The sequence below is a fragment of the Pseudomonas cremoris genome (assembly GCF_014230465.1).
Genome location: NZ_JAAXCY010000004.1, coordinates 568,385 through 592,007 on the forward strand (window position 1 = coordinate 568,385; position 23,623 = coordinate 592,007).

The 23,623-nt window shown below is 59.6% G+C and carries 17 protein-coding genes; 10 read left to right on the plus strand and 7 right to left on the minus strand.

The window, feature by feature from the left end:
• The first annotated feature begins 327 nt into the window (after positions 1 to 327).
• From fadB to HF257_RS12640, 6 genes are all read left to right on the plus strand, one after another.
• On the plus strand, positions 328 to 2,475 hold the full coding sequence (gene fadB, locus HF257_RS12615) for a fatty acid oxidation complex subunit alpha FadB (protein ID WP_185709379.1): 2,148 nt from the start codon (positions 328 to 330) through the stop codon (positions 2,473 to 2,475).
• A 29-nt stretch (positions 2,476 to 2,504) separates the two neighbouring features.
• The gene (gene fadA, locus HF257_RS12620; RefSeq protein WP_185709378.1) at positions 2,505 to 3,680 is read left to right on the plus strand and encodes an acetyl-CoA C-acyltransferase FadA; all 1,176 of its coding nucleotides are present in this window, start codon (positions 2,505 to 2,507) and stop codon (positions 3,678 to 3,680) included.
• 97 nt (positions 3,681 to 3,777) lie between these two features.
• Entirely contained in the window at positions 3,778 to 4,014 is a 237-nt protein-coding gene (locus tag HF257_RS12625; RefSeq protein WP_027604241.1) for a DUF1653 domain-containing protein, read from the plus strand.
• A gap of 114 nt (positions 4,015 to 4,128) precedes the next feature.
• Positions 4,129 to 6,750 (plus strand): type I DNA topoisomerase, encoded by a 2,622-nt coding sequence (topA, locus tag HF257_RS12630; RefSeq protein WP_185709377.1) that lies wholly within the window; start codon positions 4,129 to 4,131, stop codon positions 6,748 to 6,750.
• A 126-nt stretch (positions 6,751 to 6,876) separates the two neighbouring features.
• A complete protein-coding gene (locus HF257_RS12635; RefSeq protein ID WP_185709376.1) occupies positions 6,877 to 7,398 on the plus strand; it encodes a DUF6586 family protein in 522 nt (173 codons plus the stop codon).
• A gap of 131 nt (positions 7,399 to 7,529) precedes the next feature.
• On the plus strand, positions 7,530 to 7,763 hold the full coding sequence (locus HF257_RS12640; protein WP_017254451.1) for a hypothetical protein: 234 nt from the start codon (positions 7,530 to 7,532) through the stop codon (positions 7,761 to 7,763).
• A gap of 161 nt (positions 7,764 to 7,924) precedes the next feature.
• On the opposite strand, the gene sulA is transcribed toward HF257_RS12640, so the two are convergent.
• Both sulA and lexA read right to left on the minus strand, forming a co-directional pair.
• The gene (gene sulA, locus HF257_RS12645; RefSeq protein WP_185709375.1) at positions 7,925 to 8,398 is read right to left on the minus strand and encodes an SOS-induced cell division inhibitor SulA; all 474 of its coding nucleotides are present in this window, start codon (positions 8,396 to 8,398) and stop codon (positions 7,925 to 7,927) included.
• A gap of 10 nt (positions 8,399 to 8,408) precedes the next feature.
• Positions 8,409 to 9,017, minus strand: coding sequence for a transcriptional repressor LexA (gene lexA, locus HF257_RS12650; protein ID WP_003172575.1), 609 nt, complete (start codon positions 9,015 to 9,017; stop codon positions 8,409 to 8,411).
• Positions 9,018 to 9,280: 263 nt separating this feature from the next.
• Between lexA and HF257_RS12655 the strand changes: the two genes are divergently transcribed.
• A complete protein-coding gene (locus HF257_RS12655) occupies positions 9,281 to 9,988 on the plus strand; it encodes a TetR/AcrR family transcriptional regulator (RefSeq protein ID WP_159959411.1) in 708 nt (235 codons plus the stop codon).
• A gap of 145 nt (positions 9,989 to 10,133) precedes the next feature.
• Positions 10,134 to 11,144: a beta-N-acetylhexosaminidase gene (gene nagZ, locus HF257_RS12660; protein ID WP_185709374.1), complete on the plus strand. Its 1,011-nt coding sequence runs from the start codon at positions 10,134 to 10,136 to the stop codon at positions 11,142 to 11,144.
• 113 nt (positions 11,145 to 11,257) lie between these two features.
• Here nagZ and HF257_RS12665 read toward each other — a convergent pair whose 3' ends face one another.
• The 3 genes from HF257_RS12665 to mfd are packed head-to-tail and all read right to left on the minus strand — an operon-like array spanning position 11,258 to position 17,988.
• Complete coding sequence (locus HF257_RS12665) at positions 11,258 to 13,948, minus strand: DEAD/DEAH box helicase (RefSeq protein ID WP_185709373.1); 2,691 nt, start codon at positions 13,946 to 13,948, stop codon at positions 11,258 to 11,260.
• A gap of 9 nt (positions 13,949 to 13,957) precedes the next feature.
• Positions 13,958 to 14,527, minus strand: a complete 570-nt coding sequence (locus tag HF257_RS12670) for a CsiV family protein (protein ID WP_185709372.1) — start codon at positions 14,525 to 14,527, stop codon at positions 13,958 to 13,960.
• Positions 14,528 to 14,538: 11 nt separating this feature from the next.
• The gene (gene mfd / locus HF257_RS12675; protein ID WP_185709371.1) at positions 14,539 to 17,988 is read right to left on the minus strand and encodes a transcription-repair coupling factor; all 3,450 of its coding nucleotides are present in this window, start codon (positions 17,986 to 17,988) and stop codon (positions 14,539 to 14,541) included.
• A 340-nt stretch (positions 17,989 to 18,328) separates the two neighbouring features.
• Here mfd and HF257_RS12680 point away from each other — a divergent pair, with 340 nt between their 5' ends.
• Positions 18,329 to 19,792, plus strand: a complete 1,464-nt coding sequence (locus HF257_RS12680) for a glyceraldehyde-3-phosphate dehydrogenase (RefSeq protein WP_185709370.1) — start codon at positions 18,329 to 18,331, stop codon at positions 19,790 to 19,792.
• A 97-nt stretch (positions 19,793 to 19,889) separates the two neighbouring features.
• Here HF257_RS12680 and tcuC read toward each other — a convergent pair whose 3' ends face one another.
• Positions 19,890 to 21,191 (minus strand): MFS transporter, encoded by a 1,302-nt coding sequence (gene tcuC, locus HF257_RS12685; protein ID WP_185709369.1) that lies wholly within the window; start codon positions 21,189 to 21,191, stop codon positions 19,890 to 19,892.
• Positions 21,192 to 21,448: 257 nt separating this feature from the next.
• Complete coding sequence (locus tag HF257_RS12690; RefSeq protein WP_185709368.1) at positions 21,449 to 21,991, minus strand: chalcone isomerase family protein; 543 nt, start codon at positions 21,989 to 21,991, stop codon at positions 21,449 to 21,451.
• Between the two features lie 234 nt (positions 21,992 to 22,225).
• Here HF257_RS12690 and sthA point away from each other — a divergent pair, with 234 nt between their 5' ends.
• The gene (gene sthA, locus HF257_RS12695) at positions 22,226 to 23,620 is read left to right on the plus strand and encodes a Si-specific NAD(P)(+) transhydrogenase (protein ID WP_017526644.1); all 1,395 of its coding nucleotides are present in this window, start codon (positions 22,226 to 22,228) and stop codon (positions 23,618 to 23,620) included.
• Positions 23,621 to 23,623: the final 3 nt, after the last annotated feature.

Here is a 23,623-nt window from a genome sequence, read left to right on the forward strand (position 1 = left end):
ACTTTAGATTATTGATTTCGTGAATATTTGAATATTGATGAAGTGCGGGCTTAGGGTCGGGGTTCTGAAATGACTGGAAAGTCGCGTTTTTCCTAGTCTTTTTGAGCGATTGACAATTGCCCTGAATTGGATGAAGGTGGCATACCCAAATCAAACGGGCGTATGAATTGAGCGTTTGTCTGTCAGACCACTCATACATAATCCCGACTATCGCATTGGCGGGTGTGCCTGGCGGATGGGCGTGAACATTGACCAAATCATCAATGTCCAACCATAGGCCAGCGTCCAATGTGTACTGTTCAGCTTCCATATCGTGGAGATCAGTTGATGATTTACGAAGGTAAAGCCATCACGGTTAAGGCTCTTGAAAGTGGCATCGTCGAACTGAAATTCGACCTCAAGGGTGAGTCCGTCAACAAGTTCAACCGTCTAACCCTGAATGAATTGCGTCAGGCCGTAGACACCATCAAAGCAGATGCTTCGGTCAAGGGCGTGATCGTCTCCAGCGGCAAGGACGTGTTTATCGTCGGCGCTGACATCACCGAATTCGTCGACAACTTCAAGCTGCCCGATGCCGAGCTGGTGGCTGGCAACCTCGAAGCCAACAAAATTTTCAGCGATTTCGAAGACCTCAACGTTCCCACCGTTGCCGCAATCAACGGCATCGCGTTGGGCGGTGGCCTCGAAATGTGCTTGGCGGCAGACTTCCGTGTCATGTCCGCGACCGCAAAAATCGGCCTGCCTGAAGTCAAACTGGGCATCTACCCAGGTTTTGGCGGCACCGTACGCCTGCCGCGTCTGATCGGGGCCGACAACGCCATCGAGTGGATTGCCGCCGGTAAGGAAAACAAAGCTGAAGACGCACTGAAAGTCGGTGCCGTCGACGCTGTAGTTGCGCCGGACAAACTGGCCGAAGCGGCTCTGAGCCTGATCAAAGGCGCCATCAGCGGCGAATTTGACTACAAGGCCAAGCGTCAGCCAAAGCTGGAAAAACTCAAGCTCAACGCTATCGAACAAATGATGTCGTTCGAAACCGCAAAAGGTTTCGTGGCAGGCCAAGCCGGCCCGAACTACCCGGCACCGGTCGAAGCGATCAAGACCATCCAGAAGGCTGCGAACTTCGGTCGCGACAAAGCCCTGGAAGTGGAAGCGGCTGGTTTCGTCAAATTGGCGAAAACCTCCGCTGCCCAGAGCCTGATCGGCCTGTTCCTGAACGACCAGGAGCTGAAGAAAAAGGCCAAGGCCTACGACGAAATCGCCCGCGACGTGAAACAGGCTGCCGTCCTCGGCGCCGGAATCATGGGTGGCGGTATTGCCTATCAGTCGGCGTCCAAAGGCACGCCGATCCTGATGAAGGACATCAACGAGCACGGCATCGAGCAAGGCCTGGCGGAAGCCGCCAAGCTGCTGGTGGGTCGCGTGGATAAAGGTCGCATGACCGCCGCGAAGATGGCTGAAGTCCTCAACGGCATCCGCCCTACGCTGTCCTACGGCGATTTCGGCCACGTCGACCTGGTGGTCGAAGCGGTTGTCGAGAACCCGAAGGTCAAGCAAGCCGTATTGGCTGAAGTGGAAGCCCAGGTCAAAGACGACACCATCCTGGCGTCCAACACCTCGACTATTTCCATCTCACTGCTGGCCAAGGCCCTCAAGCGTCCGGAAAATTTCGTCGGCATGCACTTCTTCAACCCGGTGCACATGATGCCGCTGGTAGAAGTGATCCGTGGCGAGAAGTCCAGCGAGCAAGCGGTTGCGACCACCGTTGCCTACGCCAAGAAAATGGGCAAGAACCCTATCGTGGTCAATGACTGCCCGGGCTTCCTGGTCAACCGCGTGCTGTTCCCGTACTTCGGCGGTTTCGCCAAGCTGGTCAGCGCCGGTGTGGACTTCGTGCGCATCGACAAAATCATGGAAAAATTCGGCTGGCCAATGGGCCCGGCGTACCTGATGGACGTGGTCGGCATCGACACCGGCCACCACGGTCGCGACGTCATGGCCGAAGGTTTCCCGGACCGTATGAAAGACGACCGCCGCTCGGCGATCGACGCGCTTTACGAAGCCAAGCGCCTGGGCCAGAAGAACGGCAAGGGCTTCTACGCCTACGAGGCCGACAAGAAGGGCAAGCAGAAGAAAGTGGCCGATCCTTCGGTGCACGAAGTACTCGCGCCGGTCATCTACGAGCAGCGTGAGGTGTCAGACGAAGACATCATCAACTGGATGATGATCGCCCTGTGCCTGGAAACCGTGCGTTGCCTTGAAGACGGCATCGTTGAAACCGCCGCCGAAGCTGATATGGGCCTGGTGTACGGTATCGGTTTCCCTCCATTCCGTGGTGGTGCACTGCGTTACATCGATTCGATCGGTGTGGCCGAGTTCGTTGCCCTGGCTGATCAATACGCTGATTTGGGCCCGCTGTACCACCCGACCGCGAAGCTGCGTGAAATGGCCAAGAATGGCCAGAGCTTCTTCGGTTAAGTGCCCAGACGACTAGAGCGAGAATATTTATGAGCTTGAATCCAAGAGACGTCGTGATTGTCGACTTCGGTCGTACTCCGATGGGCCGCTCCAAGGGCGGCATGCACCGCAACACCCGTGCCGAAGATATGTCGGCGCACCTGATCAGCAAGCTGCTGGAGCGTAACGTCAAGGTCGATCCGAACGAAGTCGAAGACGTGATCTGGGGCTGCGTCAACCAGACCCTGGAACAGGGCTGGAACATCGCACGCATGGCTTCCTTGATGACCCAGATCCCGCACACCGCTGCCGGCCAGACCGTCAGCCGCCTGTGTGGTTCGTCGATGAGCGCGCTGCACACTGCCGCCCAGGCGATCATGACCGGCAACGGTGATGTGTTCGTGGTCGGTGGCGTGGAGCACATGGGCCACGTCAGCATGATGCACGGTGTCGACCCTAACCCGCACATGTCGCTGTACGCGGCGAAAGCCTCGGGCATGATGGGCCTGACTGCGGAAATGCTCGGCAAGATGCACGGTATCACTCGTGAAGCCCAGGACGCGTTCGGCCTGCGCTCCCACCAGCTCGCCCACAAGGCGACCCTGGAAGGCAAGTTCAAGGATGAGATCATCCCGATGAACGGCTACGACGAGAACGGTTTCCTGAAACTGTTCGACTACGACGAAACCATTCGTCCGGACACCACCCTGGAAAGCTTGGCGGCCTTGAAGCCGGCGTTCAATCCAAAGGGTGGCACCGTGACAGCGGGCACTTCGTCGCAAATCACCGACGGTGCCTCGTGCATGATCGTGATGTCGGCGCAGCGTGCCCAAGACCTGGGTATCCAGCCGCTGGCCGTGATCCGTTCGATGGCAGTGGCGGGTGTGGACCCGGCGATCATGGGCTATGGTCCAGTACCGGCCACACAAAAAGCCTTGAAGCGCGCAGGCCTGACCATCTCCGACATCGACTTCTTCGAGCTCAACGAAGCTTTCGCCGCACAGGCCCTGCCAGTGCTGAAAGATCTGAAAGTGCTCGACAAGATGAACGAGAAGGTTAACCTGCACGGCGGTGCGATTGCCCTGGGCCACCCATTTGGTTGCTCCGGTGCACGTATCTCCGGTACTTTGCTTAATGTGATGAAGCAAAATGGCGGCAACCTCGGGGTTGCAACCATGTGCATTGGCCTCGGCCAAGGCATTTCCACCGTCTTCGAACGCGTCTAAGCGTTCCGTTGACGGAAGCCGGGGCCCAGTGCCCCGGTTTTTGTTTTTTGGCAGTTTTGTATTTTTTTTTTAACAAATTTTGTAAGAGGGCCAGAGCATGAAAGTCGAACCAGGGCTCTACCAGCATTATAAAGGTCCGCAGTACCGTGTTTTCAGTGTGGCGCGACACTCCGAGACCGAAGAAGAAGTGGTGTTCTACCAAGCACTGTATGGCGATTACGGCTTTTGGGTACGCCCATTGAGCATGTTCCTGGAGACCGTCGAAGTTGACGGCGAGCAAGTCCCGCGCTTTGCTTTGGTCCAGGTCGAACCCAGTCTTTTTTCAGGGCAATAACGGCAGGTCGCGCAGAATGCTGCGCTTGACCTCACCTTGTTGCCACTATATATAGCGTTGCCGCGACAGGCGCCAACTGCCTTTCTCTTCTCGAATTCAGGAATTTTCCGATCCATGGGCAAATCGCTGGTCATTGTGGAATCCCCGGCTAAGGCCAAGACCATCAACAAGTACTTGGGCAACGAGTACGTGGTGAAGTCGAGTATCGGCCATATCCGAGACCTGCCCACCAGCGGTTCGGCTAGCGCCAGCAAGGAGCCTGCTGCCAAGCGCGGCAAGGCGGCTGCGAGCGAAGGTCCGGTGCTCAGCCCTAAAGAGAAAGCGCGCAAGCAGCTGGTCTCGCGCATGGGTGTGGACCCGGATCATGGCTGGAAGGCCAAGTACGAAATCCTTCCTGGCAAGGAAAAGGTCATCGAAGAGCTGCGCCGGCTCGCCAAGGATGCCGACACCATCTATCTCGCAACGGACTTGGACCGCGAAGGGGAAGCCATTGCCTGGCACCTGCGGGAAGCCATCGGCGGTGACGACAGCCGCTACAAGCGTGTGGTGTTCAACGAAATCACCAAAAAAGCCATCCAGGAAGCCTTCTCCAAGCCGGGCGAGCTGGACATCGATCGCGTTAACGCCCAACAGGCACGTCGCTTCCTCGACCGCGTGGTGGGCTACATGGTTTCGCCGCTGCTGTGGGCGAAGATCGCCCGTGGCCTGTCCGCTGGCCGTGTGCAGTCGGTTGCTGTGAAGCTGGTGGTGGAGCGTGAGCGTGAGATCCGCGCGTTCATCCCTGAAGAATATTGGGAAGTCCACGCTGACCTCGGCACTGCCAAGGGCGCCAACGTGCGCTTTGAAGTGGCCCGCGAGAAAGGCGAGGCCTTCAAGCCGCTGAACGAAGCCCAGGCCATGGCCGCGCTGGAGAAACTCAAGTCTTCCAGCTACAGCATCGTCAAGCGCGAAGACAAGCCTACCAGCAGCAAGCCATCGGCTCCGTTCATCACGTCCACCCTGCAACAGGCTGCGAGTAACCGTCTGGGCTTTGGCGTGAAGAAGACCATGATGATGGCGCAGCGTCTGTACGAAGCGGGCTACATCACCTATATGCGTACCGACTCCACCAACCTGTCGGTGGACGCGGTAGCGATGGCGCGTACTTATATTGAAGGCGAATTCGGCAAGAAGTACCTGCCGGAAAAACCGAACGTCTACAGCAGCAAGGAAGGCGCCCAGGAGGCTCACGAAGCGATTCGTCCTTCCGACGCCAACACCACGCCTGCCAAGCTGAGCGGCATGGAGCGCGACGCTGAGCGCCTCTACGAGCTGATCTGGCGCCAATTCCTGGCCTGCCAGATGCTGCCGGCGCAATACCTGTCCACCACGGTCACCGTGGCGGCGTCCGACTTCGAGTTGCGTGCCAAGGGCCGTATCCTCAAGTTCGACGGCTACACCCGCGTCATGCCGCAAATCGCCAAGCCTGGCGATGATGACGTGCTGCCGGATATGGCCCAGGGCGACACGCTGAAGCTGATCAAGCTCGACCCATCCCAACACTTCACCAAGCCGCCGGCGCGTTATTCGGAGGCCAGCTTGGTGAAAGAGATGGAAAAACGCGGTATCGGTCGTCCTTCGACCTATGCGGCGATCATCTCCACTATTCAGGACCGCGGTTACGTTGCGTTGCACAACCGTCGTTTCTACTCGGAAAAAATGGGCGACATCGTCACTGAGCGTCTGTCCGAGAGCTTCTCCAACCTGATGGACTACGGCTTCACTGCCGGCATGGAAGAGAACCTCGATGACGTGGCCCAGGGCGAGCGTGACTGGAAAAACGTGCTGGACGAGTTCTACGGCGACTTCAAGAAGAAGCTCGAAGTAGCGGAAAGCCCAGAGAACGGCATGCGCGCCAATCAGCCGGTGATGACCGACATTCCGTGCCAGACCTGTGGCCGGCCGATGCAGATCCGTACTGCATCCACCGGTGTGTTCCTCGGTTGCTCGGGCTACAGCCTGCCGCCGAAAGAGCGTTGCAAGGCGACCGTCAACCTGGTTCCGGGCGATGAAATCGCGGCCGATGACGAGGGTGAATCCGAGTCGCTGGTATTGCGTGGCAAGCATCGCTGCCCAATTTGCAGCACGGCGATGGATGCCTACCTGCTGGATGAGAAGCACAAGCTGCACATCTGCGGTAACAACCCGGATTGCAACGGTTACGAGATCGAAGAGGGCACCTACCGCATCAAGGGCTACGAAGGTCCGAGCCTGGAGTGCGACAAGTGCGGTAGCGAGATGCAGCTCAAGACTGGCCGTTTCGGCAAGTTCTTCGGTTGCACCAACCCAACCTGCAAGAACACCCGCAAGCTGCTCAAAAGCGGCGATGCGGCGCCGCCGAAGATGGACCCGGTGAAGATGCCGGAGCTCAAGTGCGAGAAGGTCAACGACACCTACATCCTGCGTGATGGCGCTTCGGGGCTGTTCCTGGCTGCCAGCCAGTTCCCGAAAAACCGCGAGACCCGCGCACCGCTGGTGTTGGAGATCGTGCCGCACAAGGATGAGATCGATCCGAAGTACCACTTCTTGTGTGAAGCGCCAAAGAAGGATCCGGATGGTCGCCCAGCCGTGATCCGCTACAGCCGCAAGACCAAGGAGCAGTACGTGCAGACCGAAGTGGACGGCAAGCCTACCGGCTGGAAAGCGTTCTACGACGGTGGCAAGTGGAAGGTCGAGGATAAGCGTCAGGGCGCTTGATCGACTGATCTGCCAAATACAAAGGCCGCCTGCACAGGCGGCCTTTTTTGCGCTTGCAGTGCGCTCGGCTGATCCGTGACACTGTTAAGCCAGCATCATGCTTCTTTCGTTGTGGAGACTGCCGTTATGGCCAACGAACTCTATACCCGTACCAATCAGAAAATTTACTTCGCGGGTTTGTCCCTGGAAGCCCTTGGCCGTGCCGAGGAAGGGAAGGAGATGAACGCTGTCGCGCTGGTCCAGGCGGGGCGTGAAGCGGCGTTGTTCCACCTGTACGGCGCTTTGTTGGGCCTGTGCCATGAAATCGCCGGGTTCTATCGCTTGCCCCAGGCGGGCTCACCCCGTGCAGAAATGATCATGAATCGGGAAGTGCTGGAGACCATGGCCATTCCTGAGCTGGCGGAGTTGGTAGAAATGGCCCAAAGCCCAGACAGTTGGGTTGCGCGTTTGCTCAAGGCTCATGCCGACATGTTCCAGCCGCCACGCGTGCCTCATGTGCCCAAGGGCGATGTGACCCAGCCATTGATCGTCGCGGTGGCGCTGGAAGAGGATGAGCCAAAGCCGTTGAGCCGTGAGGAACTCGAAGGCTGGCGCCAAGAGCTGAAAAAGATGGCGTTGCGCTTTCGCGAAGGGTTGAACGAGTGCTGATGAACCCCCATTGATAAGGGTACACAGCACAAAGCACCGTTCATCAAGCTGTCAAGAAACCTCTTCAGATCCTCAGCGATGCCGGGTGGATGACTGATATAATCCCGGCCTTTCGTGGAGAACAGATTGTTATGCCAACGTCCTTTCTGGAAATTGTTGAATTGCCTGACGGCCGAATCGAGCTGCGCCGGGCTGAGGACGAGGGTTCTCTGGTTATTCTGGATTTTTCCGAGGACGCCAAAGCGTTCCTGCAAGGTCAGCACGTGGAAGTGGCCAAGGCCATGTTGAGCGTGGGTGTGCAGATGGCAGGCCGGTTGGCGGAAGGCGAGCCGGAGAAGGAAGATGGGCCGCGGGTGCTTCACTGAGTAGCCGATTGAGTCCTGTAGTGAGCGGGCTTGCCCCGCGCTGGGCTGCGAAGCGGCCCCAGAACCAAACGCCGCGTAATAACTGATATACCGCAATAACTTATTTTAGGGCCGCTTCGCAGCCCAGCGCGGGGCAAGCCCGCTCACCACAACAAGCCTGCTCAGCCCAATCGAATATTCAAGCTCTGAGCATCGCCCGTACGCGCGGCGCTGATCAGTTGCTGTTTTGCGCTCGCATTCAACGGATTCAACCAGCTCACCACTGTATGACTACGCCCCAATCGCAAGGCTTCGCAGGTCAATTGCTGGGCACTTTGCGCGCCACGCGGTTGCAGCAACAGGATACGCTCGCGGTTCAGACCGGCGTCCCGCAGCCAGGCCTGGGTCAGGCTGGCGGGCGGGGCGATCAGTGTCAGCCAGCGAGCATCCTGCTCTTCGCTGAGTTCGCGAAGGATCGGCGCCAGCAGGCTCAGGCAGCTGCCAGCAGCACCGCGCAACGACAATTCACTGAACGCCTCAGGCTCGGCGCTCCAGGGCGCTTCGACCGTTTTCTTGAGGATGGGCGCGAGAGGTTGGGCCATAAAGGCCTCGAACAGCGACAGTTGTGTATGTTGTGGGGTGTGCACGAGCTGCATGATGCCTCCTTTAGCGGCGAATGACGCCGACGCTCAAGCCTTCGATCACCAGGTCCTGATCTTTCAGGTTCACTTCAATCGGGGCGAACTCAGGGTTCTCGGCCAGTAGCCAGACCTTGCTGCCTTCGCGCTTGAAGCGTTTGACGGTGACTTCATCACCGATACGGGCGACGACGATCTGGCCATTACGGGCTTCGCGGGTGGTGTGGACGGCCAGCAGGTCGCCATCGAAGATGCCCACGTCCTTCATGCTCATGCCGTGGACCCGCAACAGGTAATCGGCTCGAGGATGGAAGAAGGTCGGGTTGATGTTGCAGGACTCCTCGACGTGCTGCTGCGCCAGGATCGGCGCACCGGCGGCGACGCGACCGATGATGGGCAGTGTCGACTCGTCGGCCTTGGCTTCGAAGCCAGGGATGCGAATACCGCGTGAAGCACCCGGGGTCATCTCGATTGCGCCTTTGCGCGCGAGGGCCTTGAGGTGTTCTTCGGCGGCGTTGGGGGACTTGAACCCCAATTCCAGCGCAATTTCCGCTCGGGTCGGCGGGTAGCCGTTGTCATCGAGGCAGCGCTTGATAAAAGCCAGAATCTCAGCTTGGCGTGGCGTCAGTTTTAGCATGTTGATCGCTCTGTCTTTTTATACAGTGACTGGGATTATATACAGTGAACTGCGCTTGGCAATCATCCTTTTCCTTGCGGCCGCTGGACGGTCATTCGTCATCCTTCCTACAAGTGAGGGATAGCGCTGCCTACAGGCCTGGACGAATGTGATTAAATAGCGATGAAATACATGACTGCCCGGCCGGAATGCGAACCCGCAGGGTTGACAAGACACACCCTGAAACGTATGTTTCAAACAAGTGTTTGTCAGGCGGAGTAGCCATGGCCCAGTCGGAAACCGTTGAACGCATTCTCGATGCTGCCGAGCAATTGTTCGCGGAAAAAGGATTTGCTGAAACTTCATTGCGGCTGATTACCAGCAAGGCCGGGGTGAACCTGGCGGCAGTGAACTATCATTTCGGCTCGAAAAAGGCCCTGATCCAGGCGGTGTTCTCACGCTTCCTGGGGCCGTTCTGCGCCAGTCTCGACCGTGAACTGGAACGTCGCCAGGCCAAGGCCGACAGCAAGCCAACCCTGGAAGACCTGCTGGAAATGCTGGTGGAACAGGCGCTGGTGGTGCAGCCGCGCAGTGGCAACGACCTGTCGATCTTCATGCGCCTGCTGGGCCTGGCGTTCAGCCAGAGCCAGGGTCACCTGCGGCGCTACCTGGAAGACATGTATGGCAAGGTGTTCCGCCGCTACATGCTGCTGGTCAACGAAGCCGCTCCGCGTATTCCGCCTATCGAACTGTTCTGGCGCGTGCACTTCATGCTCGGCGCTGCGGCGTTCAGCATGTCCGGGATCAAGGCCTTGCGGGCCATCGCAGAAACCGATTTTGGCGTGAACACTTCTATCGAGCAGGTAATGCGCCTGATGGTGCCGTTTCTCGCCGCTGGCATGCGTGCCGAAACCGGCGTGACCGACCCTGCCATGGCCGCCGCCCAGCTGCGTCCCCGCAGCAAAACAGCTCCGGCTGTCGCCAAGGTCTGACCTTTGCGGGTGTGCGCGGCCGCTTGCATCCGCTAAGCTAGCCGCCCATGCCGATTTCAGTTATTTACTCGCAACCTGTTGTGCTCACTGCGCGAATCGCGCTGGTCGAGCGCAACGGGTTGTGTGCGTTATTTAAGGAAGGTTTATGAGTGCTGCCCTGCAAGGTTCATTGATGGTCGACGTTGCCGGTACTTGGCTGACGGCCGAGGATCGTCATCTGTTGCGCCAGCCTGAAGTCGGCGGCCTGATCATTTTTGCGCGCAATATCGAGCATCCCCGCCAGGTACGTGAATTGAGTGCGGCGATTCGTGCCGTGCGCCCGGATCTGCTGTTGGCCGTCGATCAGGAGGGCGGTCGCGTACAGCGTCTGCGCCAGGGCTTTGTGCGCCTGCCGGCCATGCGCGCGCTGGCCGACAATCCCAACGCCGACTATTTGGCGGAGCAGTGCGGCTGGATCATGGCCACTGAAGTGCTGGCGGTCGGCCTGGATTTGAGCTTCGCTCCGGTACTGGATCTGGACTACCAGCGCAGCGCCGTGGTCGGCACCCGTTCTTTCGAAGGTGACCCCGAGCGTGCCGCCTTGCTCGCAGGGGCTTTCATTCGCGGTATGAACAGCGCCGGTATGGCCGCCACCGGTAAACACTTCCCGGGTCATGGTTGGGCTGAGGCCGATTCCCACGTCGCCATTCCTAATGACGAACGTAGCCTGGAGCAGATTCGCACCCATGACCTGGTGCCTTTCGCGCGCCTGAGCAAGCAGTTGGCGGCAGTGATGCCGGCCCATGTGATCTACCCGCAGGTTGACGCTCAGCCCGCAGGTTTCTCGCGACGCTGGTTGCAGGACATCCTGCGCGGCGAGCTGCAGTTCGATGGGGTGATTTTCAGCGACGACTTGTCGATGGCAGGTGCCCATGTGGTCGGCGATGCGGCCAGCCGGATTGAAGCTGCACTGACGGCGGGTTGTGACATGGGGTTGGTGTGTAATGACCGCGCCGCCGCGGAGTTGGCACTGAGTGCTGCGCAGCGGATGAAGGTCACGCCGTCGGCGCGGATTGCGCGGATGCGGGGGCAGGCGATTGCTTCGACAGACTATAAGCAGGATCCGCGTTGGTTGGCGGCGCTGACGGCGTTGCGCGATGCTCAATTGATCGACTGAGAATCGTGTTGCGCCCTTCGCGAGCAAGCCCGCTCCCACCTTTGACCGCGTACTGTCTGAAGGACCTCGGTCAAGTGTGGGAGCGGGCTTGCTCGCGAAAACGGTCTAAACTGTCAGCGCTTTTCTTGCTTGTTAGGCAGCGGCGCAAACAACGCTTCGATATCCTCATTGCCCAACTGCCAATCCCCCGTTGTACGCCCATCCAGCACACCCGCCGCCAGGTCGGACTTTTCTTTCTGCAGGTGCTGAATTTTCTCTTCCACCGTGCCCCGCGCAATCATCTTGTAGACGAACACGGGCTTCTCCTGGCCGATGCGATACGCACGGTCAGTCGCCTGGTTCTCCGTAGCCGGGTTCCACCACGGGTCGTAATGGATCACCGTATCGGCTTCGGTCAGGTTCAGGCCTACGCCACCGGCCTTCAGGCTTATCAGAAAGATCTGCAGCTTGCCGCTCTGGAAGTCCTTCACTGGCGTGCGCCGGTCGCGGGTCTGGCCGGTCAATAGGGCGTAGGCAGTCCCACGTTTTTTCAGCTCGATTTCGATCAGGCTGAGCATCGAGGTGAACTGGGAAAACAGCAGGATGCGCCGCCCTTCGGCAAACAGCTCTTCAAGCATTTCCATCAAACTGTCGAGCTTGCCCGAGCTGCTGCCACGGGCGGGCAGGGTGGCGTCGTTGACCAGGCGCAAGTCGCAGCACACCTGGCGCAGCTTGAGCAGTGCTTCAAGAATGATGATCTGGCTGCGCGCCACGCCCTTGCGGGTGATTTCGTCGCGCACCTTCTTGTCCATGGCCAGGCGCATGGTTTCGTACACATCGCGCTGGGCTTCATTGAGGTCCACCCAGTGGACGATCTCGGTCTTGGGCGGCAACTCGGTGGCCACTTGTTCCTTGGTGCGGCGTAACAGGAAGGGTTTGATCCGACCGTTGAGGTGTTGCAATCGCACATCACTGGCGCGCTTTTCGATGGGCACGCGGTAATCGCGATTAAAACTCTTCACGTCACCCAGCCAACCCGGCAGCAAGAAGTGGAACAGCGACCACAACTCACCCAGGTGATTTTCCAGCGGTGTACCGCTCAGGCACAGGCGTTGTCGTGAATTCAGCTCGCGCGCAGCCTGGGCCGCCTTGCTGGAGGGATTCTTGATGTACTGGGCTTCATCGAGGATCAGCACATGCAAGGGCTGTGCGGCGAGCAGTTCGATGTCTTTGGGCAGCAGCGCGTAGGTGGTCAGCAGCAGGTCATAGTCCTGCAAGTGGGGGAAATGTTTCTTACGTCCCGCGCCATACAACGCCAGTACCTTGAGTTGCGGGGTGAAGTGCGCCGCTTCATCCAGCCAGTTCGGAATCAGGCTGGTGGGCATCACGACCATGCACGGTCGATCCAGGCGCCCGGCGATTTTCTCGGTAAGAATATGCGCCAGTGTTTGCAAGGTTTTGCCCAGGCCCATGTCATCCGCAAGTATCCCGCCAACATCGAGCTGGCGCAGCGACTGCATCCAGCTCAATCCTTCCAGCTGATAGGGACGCAAGGTCGCGTTGAGCCCTTCGGGCGCCGCGCACGTGAAGTCCCTGATGTCCCGCAGGCGTTGGGCGAAGTTGCGGATCTTTTCGCCACCCTCCCATTGCAGGGGCAGGTCCTCCAGAGGGTTCAGGCGGATCGCATCGGCCTTGGCCAGGCGCAGCGTGGTGGTGCCGGATTCCTGCAGGTAAAACTCGCCGAGGGTCGCGAGCACAGGTTTCAAGCGGCCGTAGGGCAGTGCGACCTGGATGGGGCCGTGACCATTGGGCAGGCCCGGGATATTCACCAGGATCAGCTCATCATCGCGGCGGCGGGCAAGTTTCTCCGGGTTGAGGATCTCGGTGTGGGAACGCATCAAGTTCAACAGGATCGGCAGCAAGCTCAGCCGTTCGCCGTTGACGATGATCCCCAGTTCCAGATCAAACCAGTCGCGCTCCGGCCCTTCATCGACCGTCGCGTACCAGTCATCGACGGCGCTCAGGTCAAAGCCGAAATCATCATCGATCAGCAACTCCCAGCCCTCGGCTCGCAAGGTCGGGGTGGCATTGAGGGTGAAGGTCAACCAGGCACTGTCATTGACCATCTCAAACAGCTCGCCGGCGCTTTCGGGCAAGGCCTTGCTTTGGCGTGTGGCGATCTTGAACCCGAGAAGACGCAGTTGTTCGCGGTACGGCTGCTCCAGCTCCGGATGCCGCTTGATCCGCAGGCTCTGAGTCTCCTGGCGCACCACGATATCGGCGTTCTTCTGCCCGCTGACGTAGTTGCCCAGGTAGTTGAATGACAGTGCCGCCCGGTGCTGGATATACCGCTGCATCTTGCCATTTCGCGGTTCAAACGCGCTGAACTCCACACTGGCCATCCACAGGCGCGGCACCGGTGGCACATCTTCCATCACCACTTGTGGCAGGGCCACGCGGTTATCCAGTACGGCCTGGAGTTTTTCCAGCAGTTCGGCATCCTGGGCCGCCGCCGGGTAGGCCAGGGTTTCCTGGACTTTGAGCAGCACCGCAGCGATGTGTTTGCAGTTGGTGTGTACCGGGCAGGTGCATCGGCTGTCCACCAGGATCAGCGTGCCCTTGGCCGACTCGCGCAGCGAGATCGTTTGCCGATACACGTTGCCGCCCGAGCCTTCGCAGCTGGCGACGATGGTGCTGTCGCCGGACTCGACAATGCGCACCCGGTTCTCCAGGGCATAGCGCCGGCCACGCTCAAGGCTTTGCTCTTTAAAGCGATTGGCCCACGAAGGGGCCAGGGGTTTGGTCAGCGACGACGGCAGGGACATAGTGCGGGATCAGTCCTGAATGTCAGGCGGTGGTGCGCTGGGCGGCTTGGCGGTCAGCGAGGTGATCTTGATCAGCAGCGCCAGATGGCCTCCGTCCAGGTAGTTGAGCTGGTTGTTCTTGGTGCGCACGTCTTTCTGGGCCAGATGCTCGCTGGCGATCACGCTGCCGTTGCTGTCGAACTGATTGATCCAGAAGTCCGCGTCAATATCGGTGAAGCGGCCCAGTTGCAGGCTCAAGACGCCCTCGATGGGGAACTGGCCGAACTGCTCCTGGCCGTCTGTAATCGCGATCTTCACCGGCTGCTCGCCGAGGTTCTGCTCCCACGCCTTGTGCGCCAACACCGTATAGCTGTTGTCGGCGTTGAGCTTGTCGACAATGTTGTTCAGGCGTGGCGGGCTCAGTTTATCGGTGCCCAGGTGCGCAGCGCCGGCATCCCAGTTTTCCGGGGCGGCGCGGCTGTTGATCACCGGCTCCGCATTCTGGCGCACCAGGATCATTTCCACCTGGTACGGGCTGTCGGCGAACGCCGAAGGTGCCACGACCACCAACAACAGGCTCAGGATGCGGAACAGGCGCATGACGGCGTCCTTCAAACAGATTTCGGGATGAGGCGCTCAAACAGCGCCTCCAGGGTATTAAAGCGTTCTTCGGCGCGTTCCATCGGCACCATGAACTTGAACAGCGTAGCCCCTTCGAACTTGTAGCGGTTGGGTTGGCCCTGGATCAGCTTGATCAGCACCAGCGGGTCCACCGGCGTCTGCGCTTCGAACTCGATGCGCCCACCTTGCGGCCCTGCATCGACCTTCTTGATCCCCAGTTGCTCGGCCTGCAATTTGAGCAAGGTCAAACGCACCAGGTTTTTGGTCGGTTCCGGCAACAAGCCGAAGCGGTCGATCATTTCCACCTGCAGGTCCTTGAGGCCTTCTTCGTCGGTGGCCGAGGCGATGCGCTTGTACAGGATCAGCCGCGCATGCACATCCGGCAGGTAGTCCTCGGGGATCAGCGCCGGCAAGCGCAGGTTGATCTCCGGGCCGCCGCCCAAGGGTTGATCGAGGTTCGGTTGCTCGCCCTTGCGGATGGCTTTCACCGCCCGTTCAAGCATCTCCATATACAAGGTGAAACCCACAGCCTGGATCTGCCCGCTCTGGCCATCGCCCAGCAGTTCGCCAGCACCACGGATTTCCAGGTCGTTGGTGGCCAGCACAAAACCGGCGCCCAGGTCCTGGGTGTTGGCGATAGCCTCCAGGCGCTTTTCCGCGTCGGAGGTGATCTGTTGGCGCGGCGGCGTCAGCAAATAGGCATAGGCCTGGTGGTGACTGCGGCCGACGCGGCCGCGCAACTGGTGCAACTGAGCCAGGCCGAATTTGTCGGCACGCTCGATGATGATGGTGTTGGCGCTCGGCACGTCGATGCCGGTCTCGATGATGGTCGAGGCGATCAGCACATTGAAGCGCTTGTGGTAGAAGTCGCTCATCACTTGTTCGAGTTCGCGCTCGCGCATCTGCCCGTGGCCGATGGCGATGCGGGCTTCGGGCACCAGTTCGGCGAGGTCGGCGGCGCATTTCTCGATGGTCTTCACATCGTTGTGCAGGTAGTACACCTGCCCGCCGCGCAGCAGTTCGCGCAACAGCGCTTCCTTGACCGTGCTTTTGTTTTGCTCCATCACGAAGGTGCGCACCGACAGGCGTCGTGCCGGCGGCGTGGCGATGATTGACAGGTCGCGCATGCCCGACACCGCCATGTTCAGCGTGCGCGGAATCGGTGTGGCGGTCAGGGTAAGAATGTCCACTTCGCTGCGCAGGGCCTTGAGCTGTTCCTTCTGGCGCACACCAAAACGGTGTTCTTCGTCGATGATTACCAGGCCCAGGTTTTTGATCTTCACGTCGTCCGACAGCAGCTTGTGGGTGCCGATGACGATGTCGATCTTGCCTTCGGCCAAATCGGCGACCGCCGCATTCACTTCCTTGGCGGACTTGAAGCGGCTCATCACTTCCACAGTCACAGGCCAGTCGGCAAAACGGTCGCGAAAGCTGTTGTAGTGCTGCTGGGCGAGCAGGGTGGTCGGTACCAGGATCGCCACTTGGCGACCGCCGTGTACCGCAATAAACGCGGCGCGCATGGCCACTTCGGTCTTGCCGAAGCCCACGTCGCCGCAGACCAGGCGGTCCATCGGCTTGGGCGCGAGCATGTCGGCGCGCACCGCTTCAATAGTGGTTTGCTGGTCTGGGGTTTCTTCGAAGGCGAAACCGGCGCTGAAGGTGGCGTAGTCGGCTTTAGGGTCGGCGAACGCATAACCTTCGCGGGCGGCGCGGCGCGCGTAGATGTCGAGCAGTTCGGCGGCCACGTCGCGCACTTGCTCGGCGGCCTTGCGCTTGGCTTTCTGCCAGGTCTCGGAGCCCAAACGGTGCAACGGCGCCAAGGCGTCGTCGCTGCCGGTGTAGCGCGCGATCAGGTGCAGGTTGGCGACCGGCACGTAGAGCTTGGCGCCCTCGGCGTATTCCATGGTGAGGAATTCGGCGGCCTGGTTGTCGATCTCCAGGGTCTGCAGGCCGAGGTAGCGGCCCACACCGTGGTCGATATGCACCACCGGCGCGCCTTCGCGCAGCTCGGTGAGGTTCTTGATCACGGCATCGTTGTTGGCGTCGGCACGTTTTTCGCGGCGACGGCGCTGCATCACGCGTTGGCCGAACAGCGGGCTTTCGGCGATCAGTGCCAGGGCCGGATCGTCCAGCAGCAAGCCTTCATCCAACGGTGCGATGGTGATTGCCAGGCGGTCTTTGCTTTTCACAAAGTCCGGCCAGCTGTCGACGGTTTTCGGTCGCAGCTTCAGGCGTTCCAGCAACTCCAGCAGTACTTCGCGGCGGCCGGCGGATTCGGCGGTAAACAGCACGCGGCCGGGGAAGTCACCGAGGAAGTTGGAGAGCGCTTCCAGTGGCTGGTTGGCCTTGGCTTCAATCGCCAAATTAGGCAGCGTTTGCGCGGGGAAGCGCTCACGGCCACTGCCGGCTTCCACGTCCTGCTGGCTGGCGACCACGCGCGGCCAGCTTTTCAGGCGGGCGAAGCAGTCTTCCACCGGCAGGAACAGCTCGGCGGGCGGCAATAGAGGACGGGAGGGGTCGACGCGGCGTTCTTCATAACGATTACGTACGTCGTTCCAGAAGTTTTCTGCCGCTTGTTCGATGCCGGGCAGCGAGAACACCTGGGTGTCCTGGGGCAGGTAGTCGAACAGGGTGGAGGTTTCGTCGAAGAACAGCGGCAGGTAGTACTCGATACCGGCCGGTGTAATCCCGCTGCTCAAGTCCTGGAAGATCGGGCAACGGCGGAAGTCGACGTCGAAGCGTTCACGAAAGCGTGCCTTGAAGCGCGTGACCGCATCCTTCTGCAGCGGGAACTCGCGCGCCGGCAGCAGTTTGATCGATTCCACCTTGTCGATGGAGCGCTGGTTCTCGGGGTCGAACGTGCGCAGGGTTTCGATTTCGTCATCGAACAGGTCGATGCGATAGGGCAGTTTGCTACCCATCGGGAACAAGTCGATCAATGCGCCGCGTACCGCGAATTCACCGTGCTCGTACACCGTGTCGACGCAGCGGTAGCCGCTGGCTTCCAGGCGCGTGCGCATCTGCTCCACGTCGAGCTTCTGGCCAACATCCAGCACCAGGCTGCTGCCCAGCAGGAACTTGGTCGGCGCCAGGCGATGCAGGGCCGTGGTGATCGGCACCACTAGCAAGCCGTGGGCCAGTTCCGGCAAGCGGTACAGGCTCGCGATGCGTTGGGAGATGATGTCCTGGTGCGGCGAGAACAGGTCGTAGGGCAGGGTTTCCCAGTCGGGAAAATGCAGCACCGGCAAATCGGGGGCGAAGAAGCTCAGCTCCTGCTCCAACCGTTCGGCGCTTTGGCTGTCGGCGGTCAGTAGCAGGGTAAAGCGTTTGGCTGCGCTGGCAGCCTCGGCAATGGCCAGGCTCAGGGCGGCACCGGGCAGATTGCCCCAGTGCTGTTTGCCTGCCGCAGCAGGGAGAAGCGGTAGACGCAGGACGGGCACGGAAGGTTGAGCTCCAAGCGTTGCGACAAAGTCGGTAATTGTAACGGTGCGAGGCGCCGTCTGTCAGTTGCTGACTGAGCCTATTACGGTTTGTAGGAAATGTAGTGGCTAAGACAAACAATGGTGCCTTTTGGCTCAATATGTAGTGTCAAAAAGCACGAGGTTTTCGGAGGGTTACGGATAAGTCGCCCTGCCTGACAAGAAGCTGGTCTTCTGGAACCCGCGTATTTACTGGGCTCCAGCGGGGTGTCAATTTTTGGCAAGCACTTTTTGTTGCCTGGGGCGCATTGCTCCGAGGCCAGTCGGGCGGCATAATGTAGCCCCTTTTTTCTGCCCCTACATGTGGAAGGTTCCCGTGACTCAGAAGCCCGACCAGTGTCTTGGTGAATGGATCGACCGTGAAGCACTCGCAGAAGCGATGATTCCGCTTATCGGCCAGCTGTACCGCAATAACAATGTGGTGAGCTCGATCTATGGCCGCAGCCTGATCAACCAGTCTGTCATCGCGATTCTCAAAGCTCACCGCTTTGCGCGCCATCGCTCCGCCGACGACAGCGAACTCTCCGTCCACGAAACATTCCCACTGCTTAAAGCCATGAGCGAGCTCAAGCTCGGCGCGGCTTCGGTAGACCTGGGCAAGTTGGCCTACAAATTCCGCAAAGAAGGCGCTGGCCGTACCGCCGAGCAGTTCGTGCGTGAAGAAATGGCTGACGTGGTAGGTCAACAGAACGCCGCTGCCCGTAAAGGCACCGACGTTGTGCTGTACGGCTTCGGTCGTATCGGCCGCCTGCTGGCGCGCATCCTGATCGAAAAAACCGGTGGTGGCGACGGCCTGCGCCTGCGTGCCATCGTTGTGCGCAAAGGCGCCGAGAACGACCTGACCAAGCGCGCCAGCCTGCTGCGTCGCGACTCGGTACACGGTCCGTTCAACGGCACCATCGTCATCGACGAAGAAAACAACACCATCACCGCCAACGGTAACCTGATCCAGGTGATCTACGCGAAGAACCCGACTGAGGTGGACTACACCCAGTACGGCATCAAGGACGCCCTGCTGGTGGACAACACCGGCGTATGGCGTGATGCCGACGGCCTGGGCCAGCACTTGGCGTGCCCGGGTATCGACCGCGTTGTCCTGACCGCACCGGGCAAGGGCAAGCTGAAGAACATCGTTCACGGTATCAACCACGGTGAAATCACCGCTGACGACAAGATCGTGTCCGCTGCTTCCTGCACCACCAACGCCATCGTGCCGGTGCTCAAGGCAGTGAATGACAAGTTCGGCATCGTTAACGGCCACGTTGAAACCGTTCACTCGTACACCAACGACCAGAACCTGATCGACAACTTCCACAAGGGCGATCGCCGTGGCCGTAGCGCCGCGCTGAACATGGTGATCACCGAGACCGGTGCTGCCACCGCTGCTGCCAAGGCCCTGCCTGAGCTGGCCGGCAAGCTGACCGGTAACGCGATCCGTGTTCCGACGCCAAACGTGTCGATGGCTATCCTCAACCTAAACCTTGAGAAAGCCGCCACCCGTGAAGAGATGAACGAGTACCTGCGCTACATGGCGCTGCACTCCGACCTGCATAAGCAGATCGACTTCGTTAATTCGCAGGAAGTGGTGTCCACCGACTTCGTGGGCTCGCGCCACGCCGGTGTGGTGGACGCTGAGGCGACCATTACCCAGGACAACCGCGTTGTGCTGTACGTGTGGTACGACAACGAGTTCGGCTACAGCTGCCAGGTGGTTCGCGTGATGGAAGACATGGCTGGGGTCAACCCGCCGGCGTTTCCGCGCTAAGCGTTCGCAGTAAATGAAAAAGCCCCGACTGGTTCGGGGCTTTTTTATGCCTGTGGGATTTGGGGTGAATGTGAGGGCCTCTTCGCGAGCAAGCGATCTATCGAGCGCCACCAATCACTGAGGCCTGCGCCGTCCTCAGCTCATGCCGATTGCCTTTAAACAGCACCAACGTCGCAATCAACCCCAGCACCGCCGCCCCACTCAACCAGATCCCCGGCGCCGCCTTGTTGTCCAGCACATGGATCAGGTACGTGCACGCCGCAGGGGTGAAGCCGCCAAACGTTGCGGTCGCCAGGCTATAGGCCAGGGAGAACCCGGTGGTGCGCACTTCCACCGGCATGATCTCGGTGAGCGCCACCACCATTGCACCGTTGTATGAGCCGTACAGGAACGACAGCCACAGCAGCACAATCAGCAGGTGGGTGAAACTTGGATTGACCACCAGCCATGACAGCGCCGGATACGCCGTGAGGATCGCCAGAATAGTTGCGCCGAGCAGCAGGGGTTTACGCCCGATCTTGTCGGACACCGCGCCCATCACCGGCAACCAGATGAAGTTCGAGATGCCCACGCAGACGGTCACCAGTAGGGCGTCGAAATCCGACAGGTGCAGTTCGGCCTTGCCGAAAGTGGGGGTGTAGGCGGTGATCAGGTAGAACGACACGGTGGTCATCACCACCAACGCCATGCCCGCAATGACGACGCCGAAGTTCTGACCAATCGAACGGACAATTTCCTGCAGGGTAGGGCGATGTTTCCGGGCCTGGAATTCAGGGGTTTCTTCTAGAGAGCGACGAATCACGAAGATCACCGGCACGATCATGCAGCCAATCAGGAACGGTACCCGCCAGCCCCAATCACCCATCTGCTCTGGGCTGAGCCAGTGGTTCAGGCCTACGCCGAGCAAGCCGGCGAACACCACGGCGGCCTGTTGGCTGGCGGATTGCCAACTGACGAAGAAACCCTTGCGCCCAGCGGTGGCGATTTCCGCCAGGTACACCGACACACCGCCCAGCTCTACACCAGCCGAGAAGCCTTGCAGCAAACGGCCAAACAACACCAGCAAGGGCGCGGCGACGCCGAGGGTGGCATAGCCTGGTACACAGGCAATCAGGATGGTGCCGGCAGCCATCAGGGCCAAAGTGATCACCAGGCCTTTCTTGCGGCCGTGACGGTCGATGTAGGCGCCGAGGAAGATTGCGCCGAGTGGACGCATGAGAAAACCGGCGCCGAAGGTCGCGAGGGACAGCATCAGGGAGGCAAAGGCGCTGTCGGTGGGAAAGAAGGTCTTGGCGATGGCCGTGGCGTAGAAGCCGTAGACCATGAAGTCGAACATTTCGAGGAAGTTACCGCTGACAACGCGAAAGATCGCCTTGCCTTTGCCCGTTGAAGTGGACATGTCATTCACTCGTTTTGGCTATCTTATTAGTGATTCCCTGGTCGCAGATCGTCCTTTCGGTGTTTTGTAACCATATGTGTATTAGTCGCTACCGGCAATAAATTTGATAGCACGCTGACTAAATGCCAAAGGATCTGTGGGCGATAAAAATCCAAATGTGGGAGCGGGCTTGCTCGCGAACGCGGTGTGTCAGGCACTTGATGAGCTATCTGGCACGCCGCGTTCGCGAGCAAGCCCGCTCCCACAGGGGATGTGCGTTAATTCAGGAGGGAGTTGCGCAGGCTGTCGGAGAGGCCTTTAGGTGCCAGCCAAATTCCCAGGTAAACCCTCGCCAGTTCGTCATCGCGACTGCTGAACACCACCTGATCATTGATCTCCAGGTTCAGGCCACGGCCGGGGTGAAAATCCAGGGCGTACCGGTCACCGCTGCGAATGTCGCGAAAACGGGCGTGCAGTTGATCCAGTTCAGGTTTCAAGCGGGTGAGGGTGGCGGCTGTTTGCTGGCGCTCCAAGGCCGTAGTGGCGGCTTTGATTACATCGTTGCGGTCGATGTTGCGAAAGTAATACAGCGCCAGGCGCAGGCTCTTCTGCTGGCTCCAGGCTTGTTTGGCAGGGGTGTCGTCCGGGGCATACAGCGCGGCGGCGTAGACATCCGCCCAGAGATAGATCAGCACCGCCTGGTTTTTCAGCACCAGGTCATGGGACTGCGCCGGGAAATCGGCTTGTCTGAGCCGGTCCGCCTCACTGGCCTGCACCGTGACCGATAACATCAGCAATAAACAGAAAACGACATGCCGCATAATGGCTCGTCCTGCGAAGGTGCGTGGTGGGAGTGTAATTGTAATTTCCTGGTGCTGTAGTAAAGGCAATACTGGCCTACGACGCGACCAAGGGTTAATGTGCGCGGCGTTGAGCCTTATATAGACTGTGCCCCGGTTCACACACTTGAGCCAAATTGTCCTTCATGACCGCTGGCCGCGGCATGATTTAGCCCGGCGTCCAACCGTACGCCTGGCCTGTTCTGAGGAGTACGCATGGCTGTCTACAACTACGACGTGGTGGTACTGGGTTCCGGCCCGGCTGGAGAAGGTGCGGCGATGAACGCCGCCAAAGCGGGGCGCAAGGTGGCGATGGTCGATAGCCGTCGCCAGGTCGGCGGCAACTGCACCCACCTGGGTACCATCCCGTCCAAGGCCTTGCGTCACTCGGTGCGCCAGATCATGCAGTTCAACACCAACCCGATGTTCCGGGCCATTGGTGAGCCGCGCTGGTTCTCGTTCCCGGACGTGTTGAAAAGCGCCGAGAAAGTCATCTCCAAGCAAGTGGCCTCGCGCACCGGTTACTACGCTCGTAACCGTGTCGACCTGTTCTTCGGCACCGGCAGCTTCGCCGACGAGCAAACCATCGAAGTGGTCTGTTCCAACGGCGTGGTCGAGAAGTTGGTGGCCAAGCACATCATCATCGCCACCGGTTCGCGCCCTTATCGCCCGGCCGATATCGATTTTCACCACCCGCGTATCTACGATAGCGACACTATCCTGAGCCTGGGCCATACCCCGCGCAAACTGATCATCTACGGCGCCGGCGTAATCGGCTGTGAATACGCCTCGATCTTCAGCGGCCTGGGTGTACTGGTAGAGTTGGTAGACAACCGCGACCAATTGCTGAGTTTCCTCGACTCGGAAATTTCCCAGGCGTTGAGCTACCACTTCAGCAACAACAACATCACCGTGCGCCATAACGAAGAGTATGAGCGGGTCGAAGGCCTGGACAACGGGGTGATCCTGCACCTCAAGTCCGGCAAGAAGATCAAGGCCGACGCCTTGCTGTGGTGCAATGGCCGTACCGGCAACACCGACAAGCTGGGCATGGAAAACATCGGGGTCAAGGTCAACAGCCGTGGCCAGATCGAGGTGGACGAGAACTACCGCACCTGCGTGCCGAACATCTACGGCGCCGGTGACGTGATCGGCTGGCCAAGCCTGGCCAGTGCCGCCCATGACCAGGGCCGTTCGGCCGCTGGCAGCATCGTCGACAATGGCAGCTGGCGTTATGTGAACGACGTGCCGACCGGGATCTACACGATTCCCGAGATCAGCTCGATCGGCAAGAACGAGCACGAACTGACCAAGGCCAAGGTGCCTTATGAAGTGGGCAAGGCGTTCTTCAAGAGCATGGCGCGTGCGCAGATCGCCGGTGAGCCGCAAGGCATGCTGAAGATCCTGTTCCACCGTGAAACCCTGGAAGTGCTCGGCGTGCATTGCTTCGGCTATCAGGCGTCGGAAATCGTGCACATCGGCCAGGCCATCATGAACCAGCCGGGTGAGCAAAATACCCTCAAGTATTTCGTCAACACCACGTTCAACTACCCGACCATGGCCGAAGCCTATCGGGTAGCGGCCTACGACGGCCTCAACCGGCTTTTTTGAGCG